The 25,817-nt window shown below is 70.1% G+C and carries 27 protein-coding genes; 15 read left to right on the forward strand and 12 right to left on the reverse strand.

What is annotated here, in order from left to right; all coding sequences use genetic code 11:
* Positions 1–637: 637 nt before the first annotated feature.
* Complete coding sequence (locus FJV41_RS31910; protein WP_141646371.1) at positions 638–1,828, forward strand: glycosyltransferase; 1,191 nt, start codon at positions 638–640, stop codon at positions 1,826–1,828.
* 287 nt (positions 1,829–2,115) lie between these two features.
* Here FJV41_RS31910 and FJV41_RS31915 read toward each other — a convergent pair whose 3' ends face one another.
* A complete protein-coding gene (locus FJV41_RS31915) occupies positions 2,116–3,369 on the reverse strand; it encodes a glycosyltransferase family 4 protein (protein ID WP_246137558.1) in 1,254 nt (417 codons plus the stop codon).
* 89 nt (positions 3,370–3,458) lie between these two features.
* Here FJV41_RS31915 and FJV41_RS31920 point away from each other — a divergent pair, with 89 nt between their 5' ends.
* From FJV41_RS31920 to FJV41_RS31935, 4 genes are read left to right on the forward strand one after another with little or no spacing between them, the layout of a single operon-like run.
* Entirely contained in the window at positions 3,459–4,391 is a 933-nt protein-coding gene (locus tag FJV41_RS31920; RefSeq protein WP_141646372.1) for a hypothetical protein, read from the forward strand.
* Positions 4,388–5,041 carry a hypothetical protein gene (locus tag FJV41_RS31925; RefSeq protein WP_141646373.1) on the forward strand — a complete coding sequence of 218 codons (654 nt, stop codon included), beginning with the start codon at positions 4,388–4,390 and terminating at the stop codon, positions 5,039–5,041. Before FJV41_RS31920 ends, FJV41_RS31925 begins: the two co-directional genes overlap by 4 nt.
* The gene (locus tag FJV41_RS31930; RefSeq protein WP_141646374.1) at positions 5,038–5,412 is read left to right on the forward strand and encodes a hypothetical protein; all 375 of its coding nucleotides are present in this window, start codon (positions 5,038–5,040) and stop codon (positions 5,410–5,412) included. Before FJV41_RS31925 ends, FJV41_RS31930 begins: the two co-directional genes overlap by 4 nt.
* Complete coding sequence (locus tag FJV41_RS31935) at positions 5,412–6,452, forward strand: hypothetical protein (protein WP_141646375.1); 1,041 nt, start codon at positions 5,412–5,414, stop codon at positions 6,450–6,452. The genes FJV41_RS31930 and FJV41_RS31935 overlap by 1 nt, the downstream gene beginning before the upstream one ends.
* Here the strand turns inward: FJV41_RS31935 and FJV41_RS31940 are convergent.
* Positions 6,442–6,825 carry a serine/threonine protein kinase gene (locus FJV41_RS31940; RefSeq protein WP_141646376.1) on the reverse strand — a complete coding sequence of 128 codons (384 nt, stop codon included), beginning with the start codon at positions 6,823–6,825 and terminating at the stop codon, positions 6,442–6,444. The two genes, FJV41_RS31935 and FJV41_RS31940, sit on opposite strands and share 11 nt — an antisense overlap.
* A 284-nt stretch (positions 6,826–7,109) precedes the next feature.
* Between FJV41_RS31940 and FJV41_RS31945 the strand changes: the two genes are divergently transcribed.
* The 3 genes from FJV41_RS31945 to FJV41_RS31955 all read left to right on the forward strand — a co-directional run bounded on the left by FJV41_RS31945 (position 7,110) and on the right by FJV41_RS31955 (position 10,349).
* Complete coding sequence (locus tag FJV41_RS31945) at positions 7,110–8,600, forward strand: sensor histidine kinase (protein ID WP_141646377.1); 1,491 nt, start codon at positions 7,110–7,112, stop codon at positions 8,598–8,600.
* Positions 8,601–8,700: 100 nt separating this feature from the next.
* Complete coding sequence (locus tag FJV41_RS31950) at positions 8,701–9,306, forward strand: hypothetical protein (RefSeq protein WP_141646378.1); 606 nt, start codon at positions 8,701–8,703, stop codon at positions 9,304–9,306.
* A gap of 35 nt (positions 9,307–9,341) precedes the next feature.
* Complete coding sequence (locus FJV41_RS31955; RefSeq protein ID WP_246137559.1) at positions 9,342–10,349, forward strand: LysR family transcriptional regulator; 1,008 nt, start codon at positions 9,342–9,344, stop codon at positions 10,347–10,349.
* Positions 10,350–10,403: 54 nt separating this feature from the next.
* Here the strand turns inward: FJV41_RS31955 and FJV41_RS31960 are convergent, their stop codons facing one another.
* From FJV41_RS31960 to FJV41_RS31970, 3 genes are read right to left on the reverse strand one after another with little or no spacing between them, the layout of a single operon-like run.
* On the reverse strand, positions 10,404–11,342 hold the full coding sequence (locus tag FJV41_RS31960) for a pirin family protein (RefSeq protein WP_141646380.1): 939 nt from the start codon (positions 11,340–11,342) through the stop codon (positions 10,404–10,406).
* 60 nt (positions 11,343–11,402) lie between these two features.
* Positions 11,403–12,332 (reverse strand): LysR family transcriptional regulator, encoded by a 930-nt coding sequence (locus tag FJV41_RS31965; protein ID WP_141646381.1) that lies wholly within the window; start codon positions 12,330–12,332, stop codon positions 11,403–11,405.
* Between the two features lie 52 nt (positions 12,333–12,384).
* Positions 12,385–12,975 carry a TetR/AcrR family transcriptional regulator gene (locus FJV41_RS31970; protein WP_141646382.1) on the reverse strand — a complete coding sequence of 197 codons (591 nt, stop codon included), beginning with the start codon at positions 12,973–12,975 and terminating at the stop codon, positions 12,385–12,387.
* A 189-nt stretch (positions 12,976–13,164) separates the two neighbouring features.
* Between FJV41_RS31970 and FJV41_RS31975 the strand changes: the two genes are divergently transcribed.
* The 3 genes from FJV41_RS31975 to FJV41_RS31985 all read left to right on the forward strand — a co-directional run bounded on the left by FJV41_RS31975 (position 13,165) and on the right by FJV41_RS31985 (position 15,785).
* A complete protein-coding gene (locus FJV41_RS31975) occupies positions 13,165–14,175 on the forward strand; it encodes an NAD(P)-dependent oxidoreductase (RefSeq protein WP_141646383.1) in 1,011 nt (336 codons plus the stop codon).
* A 34-nt stretch (positions 14,176–14,209) separates the two neighbouring features.
* A complete protein-coding gene (locus FJV41_RS31980; RefSeq protein WP_141646384.1) occupies positions 14,210–15,223 on the forward strand; it encodes an SDR family oxidoreductase in 1,014 nt (337 codons plus the stop codon).
* 136 nt (positions 15,224–15,359) lie between these two features.
* Complete coding sequence (locus tag FJV41_RS31985; protein WP_141646385.1) at positions 15,360–15,785, forward strand: ATP-dependent helicase HrpB; 426 nt, start codon at positions 15,360–15,362, stop codon at positions 15,783–15,785.
* Here FJV41_RS31985 and FJV41_RS31990 read toward each other — a convergent pair whose 3' ends face one another.
* From FJV41_RS31990 to FJV41_RS32000, 3 genes are all read right to left on the reverse strand, one after another.
* The gene (locus FJV41_RS31990; protein WP_217439503.1) at positions 15,786–16,286 is read right to left on the reverse strand and encodes a MarR family winged helix-turn-helix transcriptional regulator; all 501 of its coding nucleotides are present in this window, start codon (positions 16,284–16,286) and stop codon (positions 15,786–15,788) included.
* Between the two features lie 57 nt (positions 16,287–16,343).
* Complete coding sequence (locus FJV41_RS31995; RefSeq protein ID WP_217439504.1) at positions 16,344–16,727, reverse strand: response regulator; 384 nt, start codon at positions 16,725–16,727, stop codon at positions 16,344–16,346.
* Positions 16,728–16,804: 77 nt separating this feature from the next.
* Positions 16,805–17,158 carry a helix-turn-helix domain-containing protein gene (locus FJV41_RS32000; protein ID WP_141646387.1) on the reverse strand — a complete coding sequence of 118 codons (354 nt, stop codon included), beginning with the start codon at positions 17,156–17,158 and terminating at the stop codon, positions 16,805–16,807.
* 428 nt (positions 17,159–17,586) lie between these two features.
* Between FJV41_RS32000 and FJV41_RS32005 the strand changes: the two genes are divergently transcribed.
* From FJV41_RS32005 to FJV41_RS32015, 3 genes are all read left to right on the forward strand, one after another.
* Positions 17,587–18,882 carry a GDSL-type esterase/lipase family protein gene (locus tag FJV41_RS32005; protein ID WP_438616766.1) on the forward strand — a complete coding sequence of 432 codons (1,296 nt, stop codon included), beginning with the start codon at positions 17,587–17,589 and terminating at the stop codon, positions 18,880–18,882.
* Complete coding sequence (locus FJV41_RS32010) at positions 18,879–21,101, forward strand: serine hydrolase (protein WP_141646389.1); 2,223 nt, start codon at positions 18,879–18,881, stop codon at positions 21,099–21,101. The genes FJV41_RS32005 and FJV41_RS32010 overlap by 4 nt, the downstream gene beginning before the upstream one ends.
* Before the next feature lie 219 nt (positions 21,102–21,320).
* Positions 21,321–22,214 (forward strand): YIP1 family protein, encoded by an 894-nt coding sequence (locus FJV41_RS32015; RefSeq protein ID WP_141646390.1) that lies wholly within the window; start codon positions 21,321–21,323, stop codon positions 22,212–22,214.
* A 10-nt stretch (positions 22,215–22,224) separates the two neighbouring features.
* Here the strand turns inward: FJV41_RS32015 and FJV41_RS32020 are convergent, their stop codons facing one another.
* From FJV41_RS32020 to FJV41_RS32030, 3 genes are all read right to left on the reverse strand, one after another.
* Entirely contained in the window at positions 22,225–22,650 is a 426-nt protein-coding gene (locus tag FJV41_RS32020) for a low affinity iron permease family protein (RefSeq protein ID WP_141646391.1), read from the reverse strand.
* Positions 22,651–22,754: 104 nt separating this feature from the next.
* Positions 22,755–23,846: a hypothetical protein gene (locus FJV41_RS32025; RefSeq protein ID WP_141646392.1), complete on the reverse strand. Its 1,092-nt coding sequence runs from the start codon at positions 23,844–23,846 to the stop codon at positions 22,755–22,757.
* Between the two features lie 223 nt (positions 23,847–24,069).
* Positions 24,070–24,534, reverse strand: coding sequence for a hypothetical protein (locus FJV41_RS32030; protein WP_141646393.1), 465 nt, complete (start codon positions 24,532–24,534; stop codon positions 24,070–24,072).
* 218 nt (positions 24,535–24,752) lie between these two features.
* Here FJV41_RS32030 and FJV41_RS32035 point away from each other — a divergent pair, with 218 nt between their 5' ends.
* A complete protein-coding gene (locus tag FJV41_RS32035) occupies positions 24,753–25,472 on the forward strand; it encodes a trimeric intracellular cation channel family protein (RefSeq protein ID WP_181791065.1) in 720 nt (239 codons plus the stop codon).
* 18 nt (positions 25,473–25,490) lie between these two features.
* Here the strand turns inward: FJV41_RS32035 and FJV41_RS32040 are convergent, their stop codons facing one another.
* Positions 25,491–25,685 carry a hypothetical protein gene (locus tag FJV41_RS32040; RefSeq protein ID WP_141646395.1) on the reverse strand — a complete coding sequence of 65 codons (195 nt, stop codon included), beginning with the start codon at positions 25,683–25,685 and terminating at the stop codon, positions 25,491–25,493.
* Positions 25,686–25,817: the final 132 nt, after the last annotated feature.

Genomic DNA, 25,817 nt, shown 5'->3' on the forward strand with positions numbered 1-25,817 from the left:
GGCCAGGGCTGGGTGGGGTCCTCGTCCCAGTCCCAGTCGGGCGCCTCGGGCTCCACGATGCAGCCCGCGAGTGTTCCCGCGAGCGCGATTGCCCACCAACGACGCGCGTGCATGTGTGACGTGCCTCCGGGGGAGCCTAGGGGTCCGGCCTTGCTGCGGGGATGGCTCCACCGTGCCCCTGGACGGGGGGCGGCGGGGTTTATTCACGGACAGCGCCAGGAACCCTCACGAGGGGGGGGGCGGCGGACGGGCCCATCCCAGAACGAACGTCACTTCTGGGGGACTGGCTCGCCGTGCCGCAGCTGTCGCACATCTCTGGCGCCCTCGGATTGAACGTGGCCCGCGCGTCGTCGCAGTCCCCGCGTTGGGCGCCGGTCCGTTGTCTTCTCAAGGGGGGCTTCTGCCGTGCTCCAGGGCCCGGCCTCTTGGACGCGGAGCAAGGGGGTCGGACCTCTCGCGGGGGCGTGGGGTTGGGTCGACACCCAACGAGGGAGGGCCGTTGAATGGTGTGTTTTGTGGATGTTCAATGAGGTCGTCTGGCTTTGAGCGCTGTCATGTTTTGTTTGTCCAATGGGGACGGAGGGTGCGGTGAGATTCCCGTCGGGTGGGGCGCCCCTGGCCGGGTAGATTCGGGCCCATGGCTGGCTCTCCCCGCGTCCTCCTCCTCGCTGAACGCTTCCCTCCCGATATCGGGGGGCTTGCTCGCAGTGGCGCTCGCACCGCTGGCGCGCTGGCGCGACTGGGCGCTCGGGTGGACGTGCTCGCGTGGACGCGCACGGCGGCTCCCGGGGCGCTGAGCACGCTGGAGGACGCGGGCGAGGTGACGCCGTTTGCTCGCGGAGTCACGTTGCATCGGCTGGGGCTGTTCGGGAGCAGCGACCTGTCGATGCAACACACGCTCGACGTGCTCGACTTCCTGCACACGAAGCGGCGCTATGACCTGGTGTGGGGTCACTACCTGTCGCCGCCGGGCTTTCTCGCCGTCGTCTTCGCCGCCTCGGTGGGGATTGCGTCCACGGTGAGCGCTCGGGGCAATGACGTGGACCAGCACATGTTTCCTCCTGGGGATTTCGCCCGGCTCCTGTGGACGCTCCAGCGCGCGGATGTGCTCACCGCCGCTTCCGCGGACCTGGGGAGGAAGATGGGGTTGTTGCTCGGGAAGGACGCGCAGGTGGAGGTCATCCCCAACGCCGTCGACACCGAGGTGTTCTCACCGGGCCCGGCGGACCCGGTGCTGCGCGAGCGGCTCGGTATCGCCCCGGGTGAGGTGGTGCTCGGGTTCTCGGGAGAGCTGCGTCACAAGAAGGGACTGCCGTTCCTGCTCTCCGCGCTCACGGAGGTGAGGCGTGCCCGGCCCGCGTGTCTGCTCGTCATCGGGGAGGTGCGTCCTCGCGACGCGGAGCACCTCGTTGCCTACCGTGCCGAGCATCCCGAGGATGGTGCTCGCATCCTCGTCTCCGGCGCGCTCGAGACACCGGAGGCCATCGCCGCGCACCTGCGCCTGTGTGACGTGTATCTCCAACCGTCGCTCTGGGAGGGGATGCCGAACGCGCTGCTGGAGGCGATGGCATGCGCCTGCCCCGTCATCGCCAGTGACGCCGGTGGCATCCCCGAGGCCGTGGACCACCAGCGCAACGGTTTCCTCGTGTCCAAGGCCCTGTTGAATCATCTGGGGCAGGCCTGTCTCGACGTGCTGTCACTGTCTCCGGAGCACCGCGCCACGATGGGCGCCGCCGCGCGCAGGCGCATCCTGGAGCGGTTTCAATCCGACGCCGAGGCGGAGGTGCTGCGCCGCGTGCTGGCTCGCGCGGTGCCCAGGGTGGGTTGAGGGCTCGCGCAACGCTCGCCGTAGGTTCCCGACGCGTGAGGCGCGGGCGTCACTTGGAAGCTCAGGCGGTGCGTGCCCGCGCCTTGCCGCCGCCTTGCGAGGCGAGCGAGGCGCGGCTGTCATGTGAAGGCGCAGACTGAGTATTTTCGCGCCTTGCCGCTGCTTTGCGATGCGAGCGAGGCGCGGCTGTCATGTGAAGAGGCAGACTGCGTGTTTCCGCGTCGTGCCGCTGCCTTGCGAGGCCGTGCGGCTGCTGAGCCGTGTGCTCGGACGTGCCGAGCAACGGTTCACCCTCGCTCAGCTTCGGGACTGAGTCCCTCGCGCCTCCGCTTCATCCCGAGCTGCTCTTCGTACGCCACTACCAGGGCCTCCCGCGCGCGCGCCCAGGTGAAGTCGCGCTCCACGCGGGCCCGGGCTCTCGCGCTGAGCGCGGGCCCCAGCGCTGGATTCGCTCGCAGGTCCTTCACTGCCTCCGCGATGGCCTTCGGTGAGCCCGGCCTCACCAACAACACCTCATCAGGCTCCGCGAGCGTCCGCACCACCGGCAGGTTCGACGCGATGACCGGCGTGCCCGAGGCCATCGCCTCCAGCAACTTCAACGGACAGCACCCCTGCACGCAGTTGCGGTCATTCACCGGCAACGGCACCAGCACCGCGTCGCACTCATGATGCAACGCCGCCAGCGCGTCCTGCGGCATCGGCTCGCGCAGCTCCACCGCGCCCTCCAGCAGCAGGTCTCCACACCGCTCCATCAGCACCCGTCGCTGGTGCTTGCGCAGCGGCCCCACCAGCGTCAGCACCGCGGGCACCTCCGCGCGCAGCAGCCTCAGCGCCTCGATGACGTGGTGCACTCCCTGCCACGACGTCATCGTCCCGCTGTAGAGCAGTCGCACCGGCCGCCCCGGCTCCAGCCCGCGCGGTGGCGCATGACGAAACACCTCCAGCTCCACGCCGTTCGGAATCACCCGCACGCGCGAAGCCTCCGCGCCCCGCTTCACCAGGTACTCCGCCGTCACCTCGCTGGGCGTCACCAGCAGGTCCGCGCGCGCGATGCACACGTCCTCCTGCGCCACCAGCTTGAGCATCAGCTCCGCGTCTTCCGCCACGTCCGGGTGGTGATACTTCAGCTCGATGGACGGCAGCCCGTTCACCTCGAACACCAGCGCGTCCGTCAGCGCCTCCTTCCTTCGCGCTACCGGGTAGCCCTCGAAGATGGAGCGCACGTGGACCACCGAGGCCCGGGGCCTGTCCCTCCACCACGCCGCCAGGTGCGTGCGAAACGACAGCGCCTGTGCCACCAGGTCTCGCCCCCGCGCGTCCAGCGGGTGATACGTCACTCCCTCCACGAGTGGATGCGGGGTCGCGCTCGCGGTGGGTCCGTCTCGGAGCGCCAGCAGGTCCACGCCCCCGAAGGCCGCGCCCAGGGCCTCCACGAAGGCCCGGATGTGCACGGCCGCTCCCTTGGGCGCGGGGAATCGGTCGAAGGAGGCGTAGACGATGCCGGACGCGGAAGCCACGGCCCGCGTGGTATCGCGGCTCACCCGGCTCGGCAAACCGGGAGGTTTGCCCCTCTCCCCGCCGACCCATACACTCCGCGCTCGTTCCTGGCTCCGAAGGGGAGCTTTCCGCCTTGGCCTTCGACATCGACCGCTTCCGTGTGGAGAAGCGCTACCGCAACACCGCGCCCGTCTCCGAGCTGATGGAAGACCTGGGCTTCCTCGCGCGCTTCGATGGGGAGATGGCTGTCCTCAAGCGCCAGTGGCAGCGACGGGCCTTCATCGTGGGCGGCGTGGGCGTGGGCCTGTTCTTCCTGTCGTCCCTCGCCAACAACCTCCTCGACTCCGAGCAGCCCGCCCCTTCGTGGCTGAACGGCTTGGTGCCAGGAGGCATCGGCCTGCTGGTCGTCGCGGTCGCCCTCCTGGTCAAGGCCTCCCGGTTCGGCCGGAACGACCTGGAGGACCGTCGCTACGGGCTGCCCACGCTGTTGCTGCGACGGCTGGGCCGCGACATCGCTCCCGAGGAGGCCGTGTCGCTGGAGCTGGACTTCCAGCCCATCGACCACAAGGCCAAGTGGAAGCGCAAGGGCATGGCGGGCACGTGGAAGACGAATGAGTTCGAGGACCCGTGGCTGTCGCTCCAGGCCCGCCTGCGCGATGGCACACACCTGCGCCTCGGCATGACCGAGTGGCTCCAGAAGCGCTCCCGCACCAGGCGCAATGCGCGGGGCAAGTACAAGATGAAGAGCAAGCAGAAGAGCGGCACGTACCTCCAGGTCCAGCTTCGCGTGAAGCCGGAGCGCCACCCCGAGCTCACCCGGTTGCAAGGCGCGGCCCGCGAGGCGGTGAAGCTCCCGCCGACGGTGGCGCTCACGAAGTTGCAGGTGTCCGAGGACCGGCTCAGCCTCCGCGCCCGGATGGACTCCGATTGGGAAGCGACGGAGACCGTGTCCACGCAGTCGCGGGACGCGACGCGCGCGTGCCTCATGATGTTGTTGAGCCTCTACCAGGTGCTCAACTTCTCCACCTCCCAGCGCAAGCACCACCCCGCGAGGGCTTCCCGATGACGTTCCGCGCGCTCCTGCTGAGCCTCCTCCTCACCGCCGCCTGCTCGCGTCCCTCGAACTCCGAGGCCCCGTCGACCCAGACGCAGGCCGCCTCCGCGGGCGACGAGGTGCCCCTCCCGGGCAAGCTCAAGTTCAAGGACGCGGACGACCGCGAGCGCTTCTCGCTCAAGCCCAAGGACGACGGCGCCAAGTTGGTGGACGGCGACGACCGCGAGCTGGCCCGCTTCAAGTGGAAGGGCACCGCCCTCAAGGTGTCCGGCCCCGATGACACGGCGCTGGGCTACGTCCTCGGCTCGGCGGGTGGCGCGCTCACCGTGCGCGACGGAGCGCAGCGGCAGGTGCTCTACACCCTCGCGCGACAGGGCTCCGGCTGGCGGCTCACCGATGCGAAGGGCGCGCTGCTCTACACCGTGTCCTCGGACGACGAGGGCGCGCGCATCCAGGATGCCTCCGGCACCGAGGTCGCCCGCGTGAAGGTGCGCGAGGGCAAGGTGTCGCTCCGGGAGCCCGGTGGCAAGACGCTGCTGGCCACCAAGTCGCTGGTGCGCGCGGACGCGGCGGCTTGTCTCGCCTTCGAGAAGCTGGACCTGCCCTTCCGCGTGGCGCTGCTCCACCAACTCCAGACGCCGCCGTCCGAGTCCGCGCCATGAGCCCCTTCTCCAACGAGGGCTGTGAGGTGAGCACGGGCTTCCTGTTCTCCCATCCGTGTGGACTGCCCGCGGGCGCCCTGTGCCCACGCTGCGGCAAGAGCGTCTGTGACGCGCACCTGACGACCCAGCAAGAGGCGCTCGTCTGCACGGGCTGCGCGATGTTGGGCGACGAGGACCCGGAGGACGACGGCTCGACGACCACCGACTCGGACGACGCGAGCGCCTACTACGACGACTACGGCTACTACGGGTCGGGCTCCTCGTGGGCGCGGGGCTCCTCGAAGGACCCGCACGACTTCACCGAGGCCGACGGCGAGAGCCTGCGGCACGAGGACGACTCCTCCTTCGAGGAGGACCTGGGCGGAAGCTGATGGCGGGCGCGCGCTGGCTCATCTACGCGTTGGGCGGAGGCATGGGTCACTTCACCCGGGCCTGTGGACTCGCGCGCGTGGCGGCCCGACGGGGACACCGCGTCACCGTGGTGACCAACAGCGTCTTCGCTCCGGACGTGCCGCTGGAGGACGTGCTGGGCGCCGGAGCCCATGTGCACCGGCTGAACCCGGACCTGGCCAAATCCGCCGTGCGCGAGGCGGTGGAGTGTCTGCTCGACGGCGTGCGTCCGGAGGTCCTCGTGGTGGACACCTTCCCGCGCGGCCTCGCGGGGGAGCTGGCGCCCATGCTGCCCGGACTGCGCATGGGCAAGGTGCTGGTGCACCGGGACTTGAATCCCACGTATGTGGCGCGCTTCAACGTCGCGGCGGCGGTGGAGGACTTCGACCTGCTGCTCGTCCCCGGTGAGGACGCGCCCTTCTCCCAGCACCCGCGCGCCGTGCGCACCGCGCCCTGGCTCCTATTGGAGCGCGATGAATGGCTGAGCCGCGCGCAGGCCCGTGAGCGGCTGGGCGTGGCCGCGGATGATATCCGTCCGCTGGTCGCGGTGATGGGCAGTGGCAACGCGGAGGAGGTGGCGGAGGCGGGCGCCATCGCCACGCGGCTCCAGGAGCGACTCGGGGCTTCGGCGCCGGTGCGGTGGCTGGCGCCTCCGGGGCCCTGGTTCCCCGTCCGCGCTCCGAGCAGCGGCGCGCCCGAGCGCAACGTGCTCCAGCCCGTGCGCGTGTGGCCCGCGCTGGCGGTGATGCCCGGGGTGGACATCCTGGTGGGCGCGGGCGGGTACAACACCGTGCAGGAGGCGCGCGTGACGGGCACGCCGCTGGTGGCCCTGGCTCGCGCTCGCCGCTACGACAGGCAGGCGGTGCGGCTGCGTCCGGAGGAGCTGGCCCGCACCGAAGCGGAGTTGATGGAGCGAGTCGCCGCGCTGGTGGGGCCCCGCTCCGCGCGCGCGCCGGAGACCTACTCCGGGGGCGCCAGGGACGCGGTGGCGCTCATCGAGCGCACCGTGCTCAATGCTTGAGGTCCTTGTGGCCCGGCGCCGGGTCGATGCCGTGCGCCATGATGAAGTGGTAGACGACCTGCGGGTCTTCCTTCGGCCCGCTCATCAGCTCCACCAGGAAGTGGCCCTGCGTGCCTGAGTCCGGGTCCGGGGCCACGTTCACCTCGGTGACCTCGCGGCCCGCGAGCACCAGCTCCCCCACGAGCACCTTGCCCTTGAGCACCTGGATGATGTGCTGACGCTCCTCCTCCAGCAGCAGCCAGTGGAAGTCGTCGTGGTCGTACAGCATCGCGTCGACGGAGCCGCACCGGAGGATGCATTGGGTGTGTTCCTGGAGCCAGCGCCAGAAACCATCGAATTTCAGGGTACGTACCGGTTGGGGGAGCATGTCCATGGTGACCTCGCGCGCGGGGGGCAGGGGGGCTCACGCTCGCCCGCCACGTCCGGCCTTCCCTAGCACGATTGCCCTCGCCCGGTGCTGACGCCGTGCGGGGAACCCCCCACCATGCCCGGCTGCTGTCCACTCCGTGAATCCCCCACGTCCTGGGCTTGTTCCTCCAGTCATGAAGGGGGCGTCCCATCCACATCCGTCCCCGGCTTCAGCGAGGTCCCAATCGTGAGCTTCCCCGCCCAGAGCCAGGTCGTTCGTGGAGTCCGTCCGCCGTGCCAGGAGGCGACATGAGTCTGCGCGCCTGGCTCGCCGCCATCATGGGTGGCCTCGCCCTGCTGACGCTCGTGGCCGCCACCGCGCTCATCGTCCTGACGAACGCGCAGAACCACTCGGCGAACACGCTCGGCAACTCCGTGGAGGGACTCCATCTGGCGGAGGAGCTGGAAATCGACCTGCTCATCCACTTCCGGCTCAGCGGCGTGACGGGCCCGGTGGAGGTGACGTCCGAGCGCATCCGGGGCAGGACGCTCCAGAGCATCGAGTCCTCGTTCCCCCGGTTGCTGGAGGGCCTCAATCGCAGTGCCTTCGGCGCCCCGGAGCAGGCGCTCATCCGGGAGGTGGATGAGCACTTCAGGCAGTACCTCGCCACCCAGCGAGAGGCCGCTCGGCTGCCCCTGCGACAGCGCGCCCAGCGGGTGATTCCCGCGCTGGATGCCTCGCTGGATTCGCTGGAGCGGCTGGTCCAGCTCAACGTGGAGGAGGCCCGGACGGCGCGCGAGTCCTCGGCGGACCTCAACCGGATGGGCAACACCGTGGGCCTGGTGCTGTGTGGTCTCCTGCTGGTGGGCCTGGTGACCGGCACCTACCTGCTGCGACGCATCGCCTGGCAGCCCCTGCGGGACATCAGCCAGTCCATGCGCCGCTTCGGCGCGGGACGCAAGCGCACCCGCGCGCCGGTGGCGGGCCCCACCGAGCTGCGCGACATGGCGCGCACCTTCAACGAGATGGCCAACAGCCTCACGCACCAGCAGGAGCAGCAGCTCGCCTTCCTCGCGGGCGTGGCGCATGAGCTGCGCAATCCGCTGTCCGCGCTGAAGCTGTCCACCGCCCTCACCGAGCGCAGTCGCGCGCAGCTCACGCCGGAGCGCATGCAGCGCACGCTCGCGCTGGTGGGACGGCAGGTGGAGCGCCTGGACCGGATGGTGGGGGACCTGCTCGACTCCACCCGCATCGAGGCGGGCAAGCTGGAGCTGCGGCCCGAGGTGCGCGACGCGCGCGAGCTGGCGCGGGGCGTGGTGGAGCTGTACCGCTCCAGTGACGGCGGGCACGTGCTCCAGCTCGACGTGCCGGAGACGCCCCTGCTGGTGCGCGTGGACCCGGACCGGCTGGAGCAGGTCATGGCCAACCTGGTCAGCAACGCGCTGAAGTACTCGCCGTCCGGCAGTCGCGTGGACGTGGCGGTGCGCCGCGAGCAGGAGGACGTGCTCCTGCTCGTGAAGGACCAGGGCATCGGCGTCACCGAGGAGGAGAAGGGCATGCTGTTCGCCCCCTTCCAGCGGCTGGGCGATGCCCGGAGCAAGCGCGCGCCGGGGGTGGGGCTGGGGCTGTCCGTCGCGCGGCGCATCGTCGAGGCCCATGGCGGGCGTATCGAGGTGGAGAGCACGCCCGGGGTGGGTTCGACGTTCTGTGTCCGGCTGGCCCTCGCCACCCAGGAGGCGGGGGGCGCCGTGGAGCTCCCGGAGGCCACGGCTCCGGTGCCTCCGGACGCCCTGCACTAGACGCAAAGCGTTGCGTGCCGCGCTTCCGTCGGAGAGGCTGGGTGCGCCAGGGAGGCGTCGGACGTACCTTCCGGGCTCCATGACAGGAGTCGCCTGGAACATGAAGATTTCGCGCCGAGTCGCGCCGCTCGCCATCCTGCTCTCCGTGGGAGGACTGGGGGCGTGTGCCTCCCGCCAGCCGGCGCCCGAGGCCCAGGCCGCGCGGCCTGCCTCCGCCACGCCCGCCTCTGTCATCCAGTCCACGGAAGGGGGCTTCTCCGTCGCCCTGCCGGGGCCGGTGAGCGAGGAGCGCCGCTCTCAAGTCACCGATGTGGGCGAGGTGACACTCCACACGTTCATCGCCGTCCGTCCGGAGTCGGACACGGCGTACTACGTCTCGTACACGGACTTCCCCGCGGCGGCGGTGTCGCAGGCGAAGCCGAGCGACGTGGTGTCCCGCGCCAGCCTGGGTGCGCTGGAGGCCCTGGGCGCCACGGGCGTCTCCTCGAAGCCCCTGACGCTGGAGGGCTTCCCGGGCTGGGAGGTGGAGGGGGTCTCCGGGCCGCGTCGGCTGCGAGGCCGCTTCTACCTGGTGGGCCCCCGGCTCTATCAGCAACTGCTGCTGCATCCCGAGGGCAAGCCGCCCCAGGACGCGGAGGGCTTCTTCGAGTCCTTCCGCCTGGACCCCCAGGTGGCGGCCATGCTGTCGGGCGCGCAGCGCTCCTGAGCACGCGGAACCGGGTGTTCCGATGATGCGGGCGGGTGCGGTATGCCAGCCCCGCGATGAATCTCTCGGCCATCGACCTCAACCTGTTCCTCGTGCTGCACGCGGTGCTGGAGACGGGGAGCGCCACGGGCGCGGCGCGGCAGCTCCACGTCACGCAGTCGGCGGTGAGCAACGCGCTGGCCCGGCTGCGGGAACTCTTGGGAGACCCGCTGCTGGTGCGTCAGGGAAAGGGGCTGGTGCCCACGCCTCGCTGTGAAGAGCTGCGGCCGCTGCTCAACAACGCGGTGGCGCAGCTCCAGGTGGCCGTGGATGGCAAGCGCTTCCTGCCGGAGGAGAGCACGCGCCGCTTCACGTTGGCCTGCGGTGACAATCAGGATATCTGCGACGTGCCCCGCATCGTCGAGGCCTTCGCGCACCGCATGCCGCAGGCGCAGCTGCGCGTGGTGAGCATCGACTTCCTCGTCGCGTCGGATGGAATGGCGACGGGGGAGGTGGACGCCGCGCTGGGGCCCTGGGCGGTGGCCACGCGGGAGGGCTTCTGCGTGGAGGACCTCTACCTGGAAGAGGTGGCCTTCGTCGTCCGCAAGGACCACCCGCTCATCCAGGGGACGGTGCTGACGCGGGAGGCGTTCAACGCCTCGAAGCACATCGACATCGTCATCAGCCAGGGTCGTCCGGGCGTGGGGCGCTCGATGTTCGAGCGGTTCCGCAAGGAGAACGGCCTGGAGTACAGCTCGGCGCTCGCCGTCTCCCACTTCATCGCCGCGGGCATGGCCGCGACGCGCACGGACTACATCGCGGGAATGCCGGGACGCACGGCGGAGGTCTTGTGCGCCATGCTTCCGCTGAAGCGCCTGCGGTTCATGCCCGCGCCCCCGCCCATGGCGATGTCGCTCATGTGGCACACCCGCACGGACGCGGACCCCGGCTCGCGCTGCTTCCGGCAGTTGGTCGCCGATGTGTTGAAGGACAGGCCGGTGACTCGCGCGGAGCCGCGAGCGAAGCCGCCCACGAGCCCCGCGCGCCGCGCCCGGAGCCGCTGACGCCCGCCGGACTCGGTGGTCCGGGGGCGCCCAGCGTGTTTCAGTCCCGAGCTGTCATGAAGCGCCCGCCGTGTCCTCGGGGAGCTCGCCGAACTTGCCGGACTCGAAGTCGTGAATGGCCTGGAGCACTTCGCGCTGGCTGTTCATGACGAACGGGCCCAGATGGACGATGGGCTCGCGCAGGGGCTCACCCGCGAGGACGATGAGGTGCGTGTCAGTCTCGGCACGCAGGGACAGGAACTCGCCGTCGTTGGCGAAGAGGGCGAGCTCGCCCTCGGTGGCCGTCTCACCGCCGGAAGTCACGCGACCGGAGGCGACGAGCACGATGGCGTTGTGGTGCTTCGGCAGGGGGACCTGGAGGTCCGTCCCCGCGCGCAGCCGCACGTCGAGCATGGAGATGGGCGTGAAGGTCCGCGCGGGACCCTGGGTGTCGTTGAAGTTGCCCGCGATGACTCGCACCGTTCCGCCCTCGACGGGGACGGTGGGAATCTGCGCCGCGGTGATGGGCTGGTAGCCCGGCGCGGCCCGCTTGTGAGCGCGGGGAAGGTTCACCCAGACTTGAAGCATCTCGAAGACGCCACCGCGCCGGGAGAAGGCATGCTCATGGTACTCCTCGTGGAGGATGCCGGACGCGGCCGTCATCCATTGCACGTCGCCCGGGCCGATGACGCCCGAGTGGCCCGCGTTGTCTCGATGCGCGACGTTTCCTTCGAACGCGAGCGTGACGGTTTCGAAGCCGCGATGCGGATGCCAGCCGACGCCCCGCTGACCCTTCGCGAGGGGCGGGTAGTGATGCGGCGGATGGTGGTCCAGCAGCAGGAAGGGGCTGACACGTTCCTGGGACACGCCCCCGCTGGGGACGAGCGTCTTCACGCGGAAGCCGTCACCGACCCAGTGGAAGGGCCCGCCGCCGTGGACGCTCTCGAGCGTCCGCGCACGGGGAAGCGCGTGGGGAACGGTAGGGGGAGTCAGTGTCTGTGTCGTGGTGCTCATGACACAGAACGTAAGGGTGGAAGCGGAGGTGTAAATCGCTCCCGCGCATGATGCTTATCATCACGTCGTGTGATGGTCCCCGAGCGCGAGCTGGCAGAGGGAGGTGAGCCGGTTGGAGGCCCACATCGCCACGGGCCCCAGCGGCGTGCCCTTGCGGCGCACCAGGGCGAGGGGCCGCTGTGGCGGAGGCCCGCCCTCATAGGCGGCGAGCCGCAGACGCACCAGTCTCCCCGCCGCCAGGTCCTCGCTCACCAGGTGCTCGGGCTCGTGGCCCCAGCCGAGCCCGCCGAGGATGAGTGCATGCTTCGTCATCAAGTCCGCGACGCGCCAGCTTTTCGCGGAGAAGACGCCCCGGTCCGCCGTGCCTGTCTTCCCGGAGGGCAGGCGCTCACTGAGGACGAGCTGGGTGGTGGTGGCGAGGTGCTCGTCGGTGATGACGCCCTTCACCGCCGCGAGGGGATGTGACGGCGCGGCGACGGGGAGCATGCGCAAGAGCGCGATGGGGCGCTGCTCCAGGCCGGAGAGGTCCAGGTCCGCGCCGGCGATGGCGAGCGTGGCCTTGCGCTCGCGCAGGCGCTCCGTCACGGCGGCGAGCAGCTCCACCTCCAGCGTCAGCTCCACGCCGGGGTGCGTCTGCGCCAGCTCCTTGACGAAGGACAGCAGCGCGGAGGTCGGGAACATGGCGTCGACGACGAGCGCGAGCTTCGTCTCCTCGCCGTTCTTGAGGCGGCCGACGACTGTCTGGAACGTCGCGAGGTCGTCATGCAGTCGCTGGGCGGCGGCGACCACGGCCTCGCCCTTCATCGTCAGGCGGGGGACGCGGCTGCTGCGGTCGAAGAGGCGCATGCCGAGCTGCTTCTCCAGCCGCTGCATGGCCTGACTGACGGCGGGTTGTCCCTGGCCCAGGCGCCGGGCCGCCGCGGAGAAGCTGCCCTCTTCGGCCACCGCGCGGAGCGTCCGGAGCTGGTCGATGGTGACGCTGTCGAGCACCGCGCGACTGCATCACATCGACGCGGGCGTTGCACGCGTGGCGGGCCTTGCCCTACTTGCGCGCCGACAGCCAGGAGACGATGAGCGAGCCCAGTGTCGTCGCGGCGGTGCTCTCCGAGATGGCGCCCCGGAGCATGTCGCGTGAAATCGCCTCCGCCGCGCCGATGATGCCCACGCAGCGCAGGCGCAGGGTCTCCTTCGGCAGCTCGCAGTAGGGCGCGAGCGCGTTCCGGTAGAGGTCCACATAGCGGTCCAGAATCGTTTGATAGAAGGTCTCCATCTGCCCGTCGCCCTTGAGCGCGGCGGAGATGGCGTGCTGCTCGGGACCGATGGTCAGGTAGCAGTGCATGTACGAGCCGCTCATCACCTTGGCGACGTCCTCCAGCTTGCGTCGCGTGCGCTGGAGCGCCTCCTCGAACTCAGCGAGCTGCGCGGCGTCGATGCGCTCATACAGCGCCATCAGCAGCCCGGCGCGTGACTGGAAGTGCTCGTAGGGGATGGGCTTGCTGACGCCCGCGCGCTCGGCCAGGTGGGCGAGCGTCAGCGCGTCCGTGCCTTCCTTCCTCACCACCGCCATCGCCACGTCGAGCAACTGCTCGCGTCGCTGGGCCTTGGGGAGCTTCTTGGGGGCGGGTTCACTCATGGGACGTCGCGGCGGCACCCTTGGGGCTTAGCCGCCTCGACGCGGACGCGCAACCGGACCCTCGTCGTCGAAATCGTGGCGAACCTACTTTTAGTAACTTACTTTAAGTAGGGTCAACGCGGCACCATTTCCCGCCGGCCCTCCGGCCCCCTCAACCACTGCCTCTCGGGGCAGGGGAGCGCACCCGTCATGTCTTCGAACCCTCGGAAACCCGTCCTCATCATTGGTGGCTCGGGCGTTGTCGGCTCCCTGGCCGCCAAGGCCCTGCGTCGGCTGCAACCGGACCTGCCGCTCACGATTGGCGGCCGGGATGTGTCCCGCGCCCAGGCAGTGGCCCGCGAGGTCGGCCTCGCCGACGCCACGACGGTGGACCTGTCGCGGCCCGATTTGGGTCAGCCCTCGAGCCGCGCCTACAGCGCCGTCGTCCTGTTCGTGAAGGACGACACGCTCAACTCGCTGCGGTACGCGCAGGCGCACGGGCTGCCGTACCTGGGCATCTCCACGAGCCTGTTCGAGGTCGCTCCCGAGGTCGCCCTCTACATGCACCAGCCCACGCGCTCGCCCATCCTCCTGGGCAGCGCCTGGCTGGTGGGCGCCGCCATGCTGCCCGCGCTCCAGTTCGCCCGGGAGTTCCGCGCGCTGGAGTCCATCGCCATCGGCGCCGTGCTCGACGAGCAGGACGTGGGCGGGGCCGCCGCGTACGCGGACCTGGACCGGCAGTCGAAGGCCACGCCCAACACCCTCATCCTGGAGAACGGACAGTGGCGCTGGGTGGGAGGCGACGCGGCGCTGCGCACCTTCCGCGACGGAGAAGGGCAGGACGTCCAGGGGCAGGCGTACACGATGCTGGACCCCGCGAGCCTCGCCGCCGCGACGCAGGCGAAGTCCATCCGCTTCGATGTCGCCATCGGCACCTCCGCGCCGCGCCGCCGTGGCGAGCCCTTCTCCACCGAAATCATCTTCGAACTCGAAGGCACGCTGCACGACGGCACCCGGACGCGCGTGCGTCACGAGTTGATGCACCCGGAGGGACAGGCTCCGATGACGGCGGTGGGCGTGGCCGTGGGCGTCGAGCGGTTGCTCGGCCTCGCGGGAGGCGCACCCGTCGCACCGGGGCTCTACCTCCCCCATGTCCTCATCGAGCCGGAGTACCTGCTGCGCCGACTCCAGGAGTCCGGCACCCAGCTTCGTCGCGCATGACCTTCCCCTCTCTTCCACGCACAGGAATCCCATCATGAACGCATCGAACCTGAAGCCCGTCCTCGTCATCGGAGGCTCCGGCATTGTTGGACGCCGGGCCGTGAAAGCACTGCGCGAGCTGCACCCGGAGCTGGCCCTCCGGATTGGAGGACGTGATGTCGGCAAGGCCGCCGCGCTCGCCAGGGAACTCGGCCGGGCGGAGGCCGTGCGCATCGACCTGGAGCGCGATGATTTGGGGCTGGCTCCCGACGCCGCCTTCAGCGCCGTGGTGGTGCTGCTCAAGGACGACACCCTGCGCTCGATGAAGTACGCGCAGGCGCACGGGCTGCCGTATGTCTCCTTCTCCGACTTCGTCTTCGACATCGGCCCGGAGGTCGCGCTCCACATCCAGAAACCCACGGCCGCTCCCGTGCTCTTCCTGGGGCACTTCCTGGGCGGCACCGTGGCCATGTCCACCCTCCAGTTCGCTCGCGAGCTGAAGAAGGTCCACTCCATCCTGATTGGCGCCGTCTTCGACGAGGAGGACGTGGGCGGGCCCGCCGCCAGCGGAGACATGGAGCGGCTGACGAAGGGCGTGCCCAGCCCGCTGATTCGCAAGGACGGGAAGTTCCTCTGGGCCACCACGGAGGAGGACACGACGCGGACCTTCCAGGGGGTGGACGGCACGCAGTGGAAGGGCCGGGCGTATCCGTTGCTGGACGTGGCCACCCTCGCGGCGGTGACGGACGCGAGCACGGTGCGACTCGACTTCGCGGTGCGGGCCGCGTCGAGCCGCCCGGCCGGTCAGGGTCCCGGCCACGAGGTCATCATCGAACTCATCGGAGAGTTGCCGGACGGGACGACGACGCACGTGCGCCACACGCTGGTGGATGGGGATGTGCATTCGGGGCTGAGCGGGAGGGGCGTGGCGCTCGCGGTGGAGCGACTGCTGGGGCTCGTCGGAGGGGCTCCCGTGGCCCCGGGGCTGTACTCGCCCGAGGGGGTGTTGGACCCGGCCCACGTCGTCGAGCGCCTGAAGGCGTGGGGCACGCGGATTCAGCGCGCGTGACTCGGTGAAGTGTCTCCCGCGTGGACGAGGGCCCGACCTTTCGGGAAGGGCCCTCGCGTCGCGCCCGGAGGCTGTCAGCCCTGGCGGAGATACTCGCGGGTGACGCCTTGCTCCACGCCCGAAGGAGACGGTCCCCATGACGAGCCCGCTGACCGCGGCACCACTTCCACTTCCGCCGCAGGTGACGCCGCCACCGGTGAGTGTCGCGGCCGAGAAGCACGAAGCGTCCCGGTTCGATGGCGTCCTCGCGGACAAGGCGAACGCCCCTTCGAGCCCGAGCGCTCCACGTGAGGTCGCTCCCTCGAACGCGGTGCCCCCGGTCGCCAGCACCGAGCGGACGGTGCTCCACGGCATCTCCCGCTTCGTCCAGGAACTGGAGCAGGGCCAGCGCGTGCTGGACGACATCATCCAGTCCGCGTCCTCCGGCGCGCACTACTCCAACGCGGAGCTGCTGGCGCTCCAGGCGTCCATGTACCGCTACACGCAGTCCCTGGACCTGGTGAGTCGCGTCGTCGAGAAGGGCACCAGCGGGCTGAAGGACGTCCTCAAGACGCAGGTATAGCTACCCCGTCTTGCGGCGCTTGCTCGCGGGCGCGGGCGGAGGCTCCTGCTCCAGTCGAGAGCTGAGGGCCTCGCGGATGGCGAGCACGCGGGCCTTGAGGTCCTGCAACTCCTCCAGCGATGAGCCCGACGCCTCCAGGATGGACGGGGGCACGCACTCCGCCTTCGCGCGCAAGCCGCGCCCCGAGGTCGTCAGCCGGATGCGCACCTGCCGCTCATCCAGCACGTCCCGCTCGCGCTTGACGAGCCCCGCGGACTCCAGCCGCTTGAGCAGCGGCGTGAGCGTCCCCGAGTCCAAGAGCAGCCGCTCCCCCAGCGCCTTCACCGTGACGTCGTCCTCTTCCCACAGCACCAGCATCGCCAGGTACTGGGGATAGGTGAGGCCCAGCTTCTCCAGCAGCGGCCGGTACGTGCGGTTGAGCAGGTGCACCGTCGAGTAGAGGGTGAAGCAGAGCTGCTCGTTCAGGTGGAGCGCGTCGACGCGCTTCTTGGGCAGGGGCATGGCGGTTCCTCCCCGCAACATGCGGCCCAGGTCCATTGCGCGCAATGGAATCGCGCTTCAGGACGTTCCGGGAAGGCGCGAGCCGCGCAGCCAGTGGGGCACGCGCTCCAGGAGGTCGTGCCCGTCGAAGGGCTTGAGGAGGGTGTCGAGCACGGCCGGGTGGAGCACCCGCCGGGGCGTCAGGGCCACCACGGTCAGCCCGGTCCAGGCCGGGTGTCGGGCGAGGCGCTCCAGGAAGGCGTACCCGTCCATGCGCGGCATCTCCATGTCCAGCAGCACCAGGGAGGGGCGCCCGTGCACCTCCAGCCAGGTGAGCGCCTCCAGGCCGTCCTTCGCCACGGCGCTGCGATAGCCCGCGCTCGTGAGGACGTCGACAACGGAGGCGCGGAGGTCCGCGTCATCCTCCACGACGAGCAGCGTTCCTTCGGAGGCTCCTGGCATGAGAGGTCGTCTCCCTAGGTCATGGTGGGCGCGGGGTACAGGGAACATCTGCCGGTTCGCACCGGCAGAAGAGGTCCTCAGGTCTCCTCGAACATGGCCTGGAGCACCCTCCAGGCGAGCTTCACCTCCGGGCCGGAGAGGCTGGACAGGAAGTCGCAGATTTCCGCCACCTCTTCGGTGCGCTCCTGCTCGAAGCCGTTGAAGAGCGTCTTGAGTGACACGTCCAGGCCTGTCGTCAGCTTGCCGAGCGTATCCAGCGACGGAGAGAACGCTCCGCGCTCGATGCGACGGATGGCATCCACCGAGAGCTCGCACCGCTCCGCGAGGGCCTCCTGGGTGAGCTCCCGGTTGTTGCGCAGCTGGCGCACATGGCCGCCGAACTTGCGATGGAACCTCGTCCAGTTCGCTACCTTGTTCTTCGCTTTCTCCATAGTGGGTGACGGGTAATCTGGGGGCTCCGCGTCCCAAGTGAAGTGAAGGTGTTGTCGGTTGGACCTCGGATGTCGCCCGTCCGCCAACTCGGAGGCCCTGTGTGTCGCAGGGTTGCGGGAAACCAGGAGGCAAGGTGCGAGTGCATCCCTTGCCCACGCTTCCCTGAGGAGCAGGGAGGCTGGCGGGCCGGGAAAATGCGCGAGCGGAAGAGTTCGTCTACGCTGCACGCCGCATGACGCATTCGGAAGTCGGGTGGGGTGGACGGCGGGCCGTGTTCCACGTCCTGGCCTGCTGTGGCCTCTTGGCCGCCTGTGAAATCGGTTCCGAGGTTCGCCCCCTCACCGCCCCGGAGCCTGTCACGGCCCCTCCGGCGGCGGTGGTGGCACGCCCTCCGTCTGAAGCTCCGAGGCCACCCGAGCCCGAACCCGTGCCACGGCGCGTGGCGCCGGAGCCCACGGAGCGGACGCGGTCGACGCAGGCGCTGGCGGGGAAGCTCGGGGCGCTCGGGGCGAAGGTGGATGACCCGTGCGTGGCGCCCGTGGGCACGGGCTGCGCCCGCACCGCGCTGGCGTCCTTCTTCGAATCGTTGGATTCCCTGTCCGCCGGCACGGCATCCGGGCCCACGGTCATCGAGGCCTTCGGCAACTCGCTCATCGCGGGGGACCGCATCGTGGACATCCTCCGGGACGACCTGGGCGCGGGCTTCGGCGCCGCGGGCCGGGGCGTGCTGCTGGTGGACCGGATGGCGCCCTATGGTGGGCGCGGACGCACCGGCTACAGCAAGGGCGGGTGGGAGCCCCGCACGCTGGGCGAGCTGCGCAAGCCCCCGCACCCGTTTGGAGTCACGGGCGTGTACCACGTGGCCACCGTCGCGAAGGCGCGCAGCCGCTTCAAGCTGGAGGGCGAGCCGCGAGGCACCCTGTGGTGGCTGGATGTCCCGCATGGCGGCGCGCTCACCGTCCTGAGTGGGGACACGGTGCTGGCCCGGACGGAGCCCACGGGGAGTGGTGAATCGAGGGCCACGCGCTTCGAGCTGCCCGCGGGCACGACGTCGGTGGACGTGGTGGCGGAGGCGAAGGGCGCGGTGGTGCAGGGCGTGGTGTTGCAGCACGCGCGTCCTGGCATCGTCCTGGACATGCTCGGGGTGCCGTCCGCGGATGCGAGCCTCTATGCGCGGCTGGATGACGCGGCGCTGCGCTCGCAACTGGCGGAGCGCGACCCTCGGTTGCTCGTCTTCTTCCTGGGGGGCAACGAGTCCAAGCGCCTGGAGTGGAAGCGCACGGATTTGGAGACGCTGCGCAAGGACTTGGGGGCGCTGCTGCGTAGGGCTCGAGCCGCCGCGCCGGGCAGCGCCTGTCTGGTGGTGGGGCCCATGGACGCGGTGCGGGACACGAAGGACCGGGGCAAGGCCTTCACGCAGCGCCCCTTCCTGGAGGCCGTCGTCGAGGCGGAGCGGGAGGTGACGCAGGCGGAAGGGTGCGCCTTCTTCAACCTCTACGCGGCCATGGGGGGCAAGGGCGCGCTGTCGCGCTTCCACCAGTCCGGGTTCATGCACGAGGACCTGGTGCATCCGCGCGGACGGGGGCTGGATGTGCTGGGCCACCTGGTGACGGACGCGTTGCTGCGCGCCTGGGTGGAGACGCCGCCGGCCTCCCGCCGCGTGGCCGCGCTGTCGCCCGCCGCCGGAAGCCCGCCTGGTTCGACCGTGGAGGCCGCGCCATGATGACGCCGAGGGGGCTCTTCGCCGCGCTGTGGTTGTTCGCGACTCCGGCGCTGTCGGCGCCGCGCCTCACGCCGGTGTGCGAGCCCGTGAGCGCGGAGGCCGCCGAGGGCCCGCGCGGGTTTTCTCCCGAGGTGACGCAGGCGCTGGATGCCATCGTCCGCTCGGAGCTGTCCCAGGGGCCCGTCGCGGGGCTGACGGTGGGTGTCACGCGCGGGGCCCAGCGTTGGGTGTGTGGCTATGGCCTGAGGGATTTGGCCAAACGTCTGCCCGCGACGCCGCGCACCACGTTCCGCATGGCGTCCGTCACCAAGTCCTTCACCGCCGTCGCCGTCTTGCAGTTGGTGGAGCAGGGGAAGCTGGATTTGGACGCGGACATCCACTCGCTGGTGCCGGGCTACCCGGCGAAGCAGTGGACCGTCACGGTGAAGGATTTGCTGGGACACCTGAGCGGGGTGCCCACGTATGACGGGCTGGCCTCCAGCAACAACGTGAAGCCGGTGAGCACGGGCGAGGCCATCTCCGCCTTCTCCGAGAAGCCGCTCGCCTTCGAGCCGCGCACCCGCTACCTGTACAGCACCTGGGGCTACAACCTGCTGGGCGCGGCGGTGGAGGCGGCGTCGGGGAAGTCCTATCGCGACTACCTGCGTGAGAATGTCTTCCAGCCCGCGGGCATGGAGCACGCGGACCTGGACGTCACCGCGACGCGCGACGAGCACCAGGCGGTGGGCTACCGCGTGAAGGACGGCGTGCTGAAGCCCTCGCGCTTCCTGGATGTGTCCAGTCGTTTCGGTGGAGGTGGGACGCGGGCCACGGTGGGGGACATGCTCGGCTTTGGCCGCGCGGTGTTGGCCCACCGGTTGGTGAAGCGGGACACCATGGGGAAGATGCAGGCGTCCATGGCCACGCGCGATGGGCGCCTCACGGACTACGGCATGGGCTTCGCGACCTATCCCCTGCGCGGCCACTACCTGGTGGCGCACGCGGGCGGGCAGCCGGAGACGACGACGCTGCTGGTGATGTTCCCCGCCGAGGACACGGTGATTGCGCTGGCCACCAACATCGAGGGCGAGGCGAAGCGGCTGCGGCGCCTGTCCATCCGATTGATGGAGGGCGTGCTGGAGAGTGGTGTCACGCGCAGGGACGCGCACTTCACGGACCCGGTGGACTCGGTGGTGTACGAGGGACTGGGGCGCATCGCCAGCTATGGTCTGGCGTATCACCTGTGGGCCACGCGAGGGCCGGGCACGCTGCCGCCGGACGAGGACCTGCCGGGTGCCTTCGCTCGTGTGTCGGAGCTGCTGGACCGCAAGCTCATCGGCAAGGACGCGAAGGCGGCGCTGGAGCGCATCCGCAGCGGGCATGACCCGAAGCTGGGCTCCGTCTTCATCCGCGTGGGCGCGCAGATGGCGCGCACGTTGGAGAAGGCGCATGGCCCCGAGCGACTGCTGGCGTACCCGGCGGAAGGTCCGCTGTCGTTCTTCGCGGACTATCTGGCCGCGTGTGAAGCTCAGGGTGTGCCGGACACGGAGCGCTTCGGCGAGCCGCTGCGCGGGGACCTGCTGCGCTTCGTCGCCGGGTGGAAGCGGGCGGAGGTGCCGGAGTTGCTTCGTCTGCGGCTGGATGAGACGAAGAACCCGGAGGCGCACTGGCCCGCGCTGAAGAAGACGGCGGTCTTGTCGCCGGATGTGCGGCCGGACTATTCGGACGAGCTGCTGCGCGTCGCCGAGGGGTTCGCGTGGCGCAAGCAGTCCGCGAACCGCGTGCGTTGGCTGGAGCGGGCGGTGGAGTTGCAGCCGAGGAGCGTGGATGCCCGGTGGGCCCTGTCGCAGGCGCTGCTCACGGTGAAGCGGGACGGGGAGGTGCTGGCGCATCTACAAGAGGCCCTGGCGACGCCGCAGGGCGCGCTGGCGCTGGCGCCGATGTCGTTCCTCAAGCGCGTGGTGATGGACTCGGAGACGCCGCGCGTGGGGCTGGGCCTGGTGCGCGCGGCTGTGGCGCTGCACCCGGAGTCACCTGAGCTGTGGGAGGCCCTGGCGAAGCGGGAGAAGGCCCAGGGCCACCCGGCCGAAGCGAAGGCGGCCTTGCGTCAGGCCCGTCGCGCGCGCGAGGCCCGTCCTCCGGAGTCGACCGCCGAGCCGGCCAACCGGGCAGGCGTGGACCGTGGAACGGGCCCCGTGCCGGATGACCACGGCCTCGTGCGCCCTCGTCAGTCTCTTTGAGTCGAGGATGGCGCCGGCCTATCGAGCTGGCGTGTTGCGCGAGCCGCGTGCCGGGTGTCCCATGGATTCGTGCCGTGCGCCCGTGCCAGTCGCTTTGAGGCGAGGACTTCGCCTGCCAGCTGGGATGGGTGTGGCGCGAGCCTCGTGCTGGATGACCACGGCCTCATGCGCTCGCACGAGTCTCGCTTGGGCGAGGTCGTCCGGGAGGACTGTGCGAGGATGCCTCTCGTGTCCGGCATCCCGTGTCCCTTCTGTCAGGCCTCCTTCGCCCCCGGCGCTCAGCGCTGTCCGGCGTGTGGCGCCTCCCTGCTGGTTGCTCCTCCCGCCGACTCGGACGTGGCCGTCTGCGCCATCCATCCGGAGTGGATGAGCTTTCATGCGTGCACGCGCTGCGGCGCCTTTGCTTGCTCACAGTGTCTGCGCGAGGGTCCTCGCGGCGAGCTGGTCTGCGCGCGGTGTCATGAGCGCTCGCCGTACGCGCCACTCCCGTGGGACCAGCGCGAGGAGCTGGGCTGGGTGAAGGCGTTCTGGAAGACGTGCGTGGAGGTGATGCTTCGTCCGGGCGTCACCTTCGGACGGATGTCACCGGAGGGGAGCGTGGGCAGCTCGCTCCTCTTCGCCCTGCTCACGGCGTTCGTCGGCTACTTCGTCACCAGCCTGTTCTACTTCGCCGTCCTGCTGGTGGTCCCCTACGAGAACCTCGCGTCCCGAGGGATGGGCGAGCCAGGCCCTTCCTTCTTCCGGGGCCTCGTCGTCTTCTTCTTCTTCGGCTGGGTGGTGGTGATGCCCGTGCTGAGCATGGTCATCACGGTGGTGGCCTCCGCGTTGGACCACGTGGTGCTGCGGCTGGCGGGAGCGCCGAGCACGTTCGCCGCGACGCTGCGCGGACATGCCCTGTCCCAGGGCGTCTACCTGCTGGGCCTGGTGCCCTTCTGCGGCATGTATGTGATGCCCTTCTGGAGCGCCGGCGTGCGAGTGGCCGCGTACCAGAAGCTGTACCGCGTGGGTTGGGGACAGGCTGCCCTTGGCGCGCTGCTGGTGCCCGTCCTCTCCTGCTGCCTGGGCGTGGGCGGCTATGCCGCGATGATGATGTCGCTGGTGAAGTCGCCCTAGTCGCACAGGCTCAGTGCTTCGAGCCCGAGTCCGATGCGGGCTCGTGCCGGTCATCGTGCCCCTGGGCGACGTGGCGTCCCCGGGCGCGCTCATGCACGCGCTTGAACTGGAGGGAGAGCTCCGCGAGCTCCTCCTCGGTGGCGTCCTCCAGGTCCGTGAACTCGTTGCGCGCGTGCTTCTGCGCGCGGATGAGTTCGTCGAGCTTGAGGTGGATGGCCTTCGCGTCGCGGTTCTGCGTGGCCTGGATGACGAACACCATCAGGAAGGTGATGATGGTCGTCGACGTGTTGATGACGAGCTGCCACGTGTCGCTGAAGTGGAACAGCGGCCCCGTCACCGCCCAGATGACCACCACGGACACCGCGAGCAGCAGGGCCTGGACGGAGCCCACACGCTCGGACACGCCCTGGGCGAACTTGTGGAAACGCTCGTGCATCCCTCAAGGGATGGGCATGAGCGGGAGGGTTGGCTTGCTTGCGCGGACGCTCGCATGCCGGGCTGGCGATGGGCCCGAAAGCCTGCTCACCCTCCAGGCGGTCGCTACTGCCCGGCGGAGGTCCCCGAGGGGAGGGCCGCGGTGACGGTGCGCTGCTTGGGCCAGAAGCGCGCGCCATGCACGCCGTCCAGTTGGGCGATGCGCTTCTTGCTTCGCGCGTCGTAGATGCGCGCGCTGTGGTCGGAGGCCACGAGCAACAGCGCGCCTCTCACGCGCAGCTCCACCACCGACGTGGGCTCCAGCGACAGGGCCTCCGGCTCGGACAGGCGATCATTCGCTTCCCAGCGCAGCGGCGGCATCAGCACTGGCAACTCGCGCGCCGCGCGCCACGCGTACAGCGGTCCTCCATGCGTCTCCAGCGAGACCCAGGCGCCGTACTCCGTGTGGCCCTTGTCCTTCACCACCGCGTCCAGACGCACCGCGTCCTCGCTGCCCTCGGAGAGCTCCGTCGCCGTGGGCGCATCCGGGTCCGTGCCGAACGTCGAGGACACCAACTGGCTGGCGGTGGCCAACGCCGTCGTGCCCGCCGCGTCCTCTCGCTCGTACACCGTCGCGACGGACTCGATGCGCTTCCACGCCTCACCCTCGCGGCGGTACGCATGCGCGAGGCCCGGGCTGCCCTCCGTTTCCGGCACGGGCAGCCGCCGGCCATCCACGACGAAGACCTCCTCGCCTCGCTCTTCCTTCCGCGTCAGGCCCTCCAACTGCGACACCAGGGCGACGACACGGCCCTGTGCGTCAAAGCCGAGCGAGTCCGTGTGCCCCTCGTCTGGGAGTGCGAGTGACACAAGGCCCTGGGGTGAGTCGAATTCCACCTTCCAGGCGCGTGGCGGCACGGTGCCTCCGCCCCGGTCCACCAGCGCGCCCTGCTTGCCGTCCGGGCTCCAGGCCATGCCCAGGCGCTCGCAGGGAGCCTCCACGGTGGCCAGGGCCTTGCGTAGGCCCGTGGCGTCCTGGCGCATCCAGGTACAGCCCGAAGGCGACGCGTCCTGGAGGAGCGAGAGCGCGAAGGTGGGGGCGGGCTCCGCGGACGGAGGGGGCGCCGGAGTCGCGGGCGCGGGGTCCTGTGACTTCTTGCAGGCACCCCCGAGCAGCAGGGTTCCGAGGAAGAACGCGGGGCCAAGGCGGCGGAGCATGAGGCTCTCCGGTGCGGGTTCCCTCTCACCATCGCAGAACGCCGGGAGTGGGAGGAAGTCACCCCTGGAGTACACAGCGCAGAACTTTCAATAGCCCACGCGTGGATGGGTGTCATTCACCCCGCCTGCCGTGTCGAGGTGCTCGTTGCAGGACAATTTCTCGGAGGGTGCGCGCCGAGCTACTCGACGCGCCAGGCCTTGTCCGCGCCGCTGACCGCGGGACTCAGACGAGCCAGCCGCTCTCGTCGAGGAAGAGGGCTTCGCTGAAGGGGTCTTCGTCCTTCTTCTCGCGCGCGGGTGGGGTGTCCGCGAAGTAGAGGCTGCGGCCGTCCTTGACGACGTGCAGGACGCGCAGGTCCTCGCGGGCGCGAGGCGTGACGATGAGCGGGTTGCCGGAGAGCACGACGAAGTTGGCGCGCTGGCCCGGCGCGAGGGTGCCCTGGGGTTCGGGTTCCTCGTCCGAATTGCCGTTCGACAGCTTGTCGACGACCGCGGGAATCACCGTCCCACCCTGGAGCGGGATGACCTCGGTGTCGGGGCCGCGCAGCGCGAGGACCTCGGCGCGCGTGCCCACGGCGAGGATGTGGCCGTCCTGGAGGGCCAGGGCCTCGGCGGTGGGCTGATGCTCATTCATGGTGAGCAGGGTTCCACCCTCGAAGATGCGGTCAGCGGGTCGGGAGGGATTCATGGCCTTCGCTCCGGGAGACGCGGGTAGACAGGTAAGTTGCGTTCGCGCGGAGGACGCGGCCATGGGGGCAGGGAGATGTTGTCCTGTCGCCCGAGTGCCAGCCCGCTGGGGAGGGAATGCCGGGCATGCGGCCCCTGACCCTCCCGGCGCGGGTTGCTGGTGGACCGCGGCGTCCCCACGCTGGTGGATGGCGGTGTGCTGACGGGCCGCCGCGCGCCATGTCACTCGACCTGACTGAACCGAATGTGCAGGAGCAGGTCATCTCCTTGGGGACGCTCGTCGCGGACCTGTTGGGGGTGTTCTCTGGCTCGGTGTTGGGGGCGCTGCTGGCCGAGCGGCGGAAGATGGACCTGATGGGCTTCCTGGTGCTGGGGCTCGTGTCCGGCGTGGGGGGCGGAATCCTGCGCGACACGCTGCTCCAGGTGGGGCCGCCGCTGGTGCTGGTGAAGCCCGCCTATCTGGTCGCGGCCTTCACGGGGGCGTTCGCCGCGTTCATCTTCGAGCTGCGGCACGGGCCGACGGTGAAGCTGTTGTCCGCGCTGGATGCGCTGACGCTCGGCTCCTTCGCGGTGGCGGGGACGCAGCGGACGCTGGAGGTGGGGCTGAGTCCTGGGACGGCGGTGCTCATTGGCATCATCACCGCGGCGGGGGGCGGCATCATCCGCGACGTGCTCATCCGGCGCACGCCCACGGTGATGAGGCCGGAGCCTGGGTATTACGCGCTCGCCGCCTTCGCGGCGAGCCTGGTGTGTCTGGCGTTCTCGCTGACGGGGCACCGACGGTTGGCCCTGGTGGCGGGAATGGCGGTGGGCGCGGCGGTGCGGCTCATCTCCGTGCGGCGGGGATGGAGGCTGCCCGTCAAGCGCACGCGCCAGGTGCCCCGGAAGGGGGACGACTTTGGCGGGCCTGGAGAGGACGAGGGCTGGACGAAGCCGTGAGGCTCGGGGCCCTGTGTCTCAGGGCTGTTTCTTCTTGCGGAGGACCTCGGCGGGGAGATTGCGCCGGAAGGGGCGCAGGAGGGCCGCGACGACGGGCGCGACGGGGATGGGCAGGGCGACGAGGATGAGGATGAAGAGGAGACGGAAGGCGCGACGGATGTGTCGCGCGAGCGCGCGCAGGAAGGCGAGCGCCCGGGAGAGGAACCGGGACATGGGTGCTCCTGGGACTGAGGGGACTGCCGGAAGGCGGAGGCGTTCCGGGAGGGCTCAGTGGAGGAGCGACCTGTGGAGCAGGAAGAGGCGCCGGGTGGGGCCTGGGGGATGCTCTGTCTCATATACCCATCT

This window comes from Myxococcus llanfairpwllgwyngyllgogerychwyrndrobwllllantysiliogogogochensis, from assembly GCF_006636215.1.
Classification (GTDB): Bacteria; Myxococcota; Myxococcia; order Myxococcales; family Myxococcaceae; genus Myxococcus; species Myxococcus llanfairpwllgwyngyllgogerychwyrndrobwllllantysiliogogogochensis.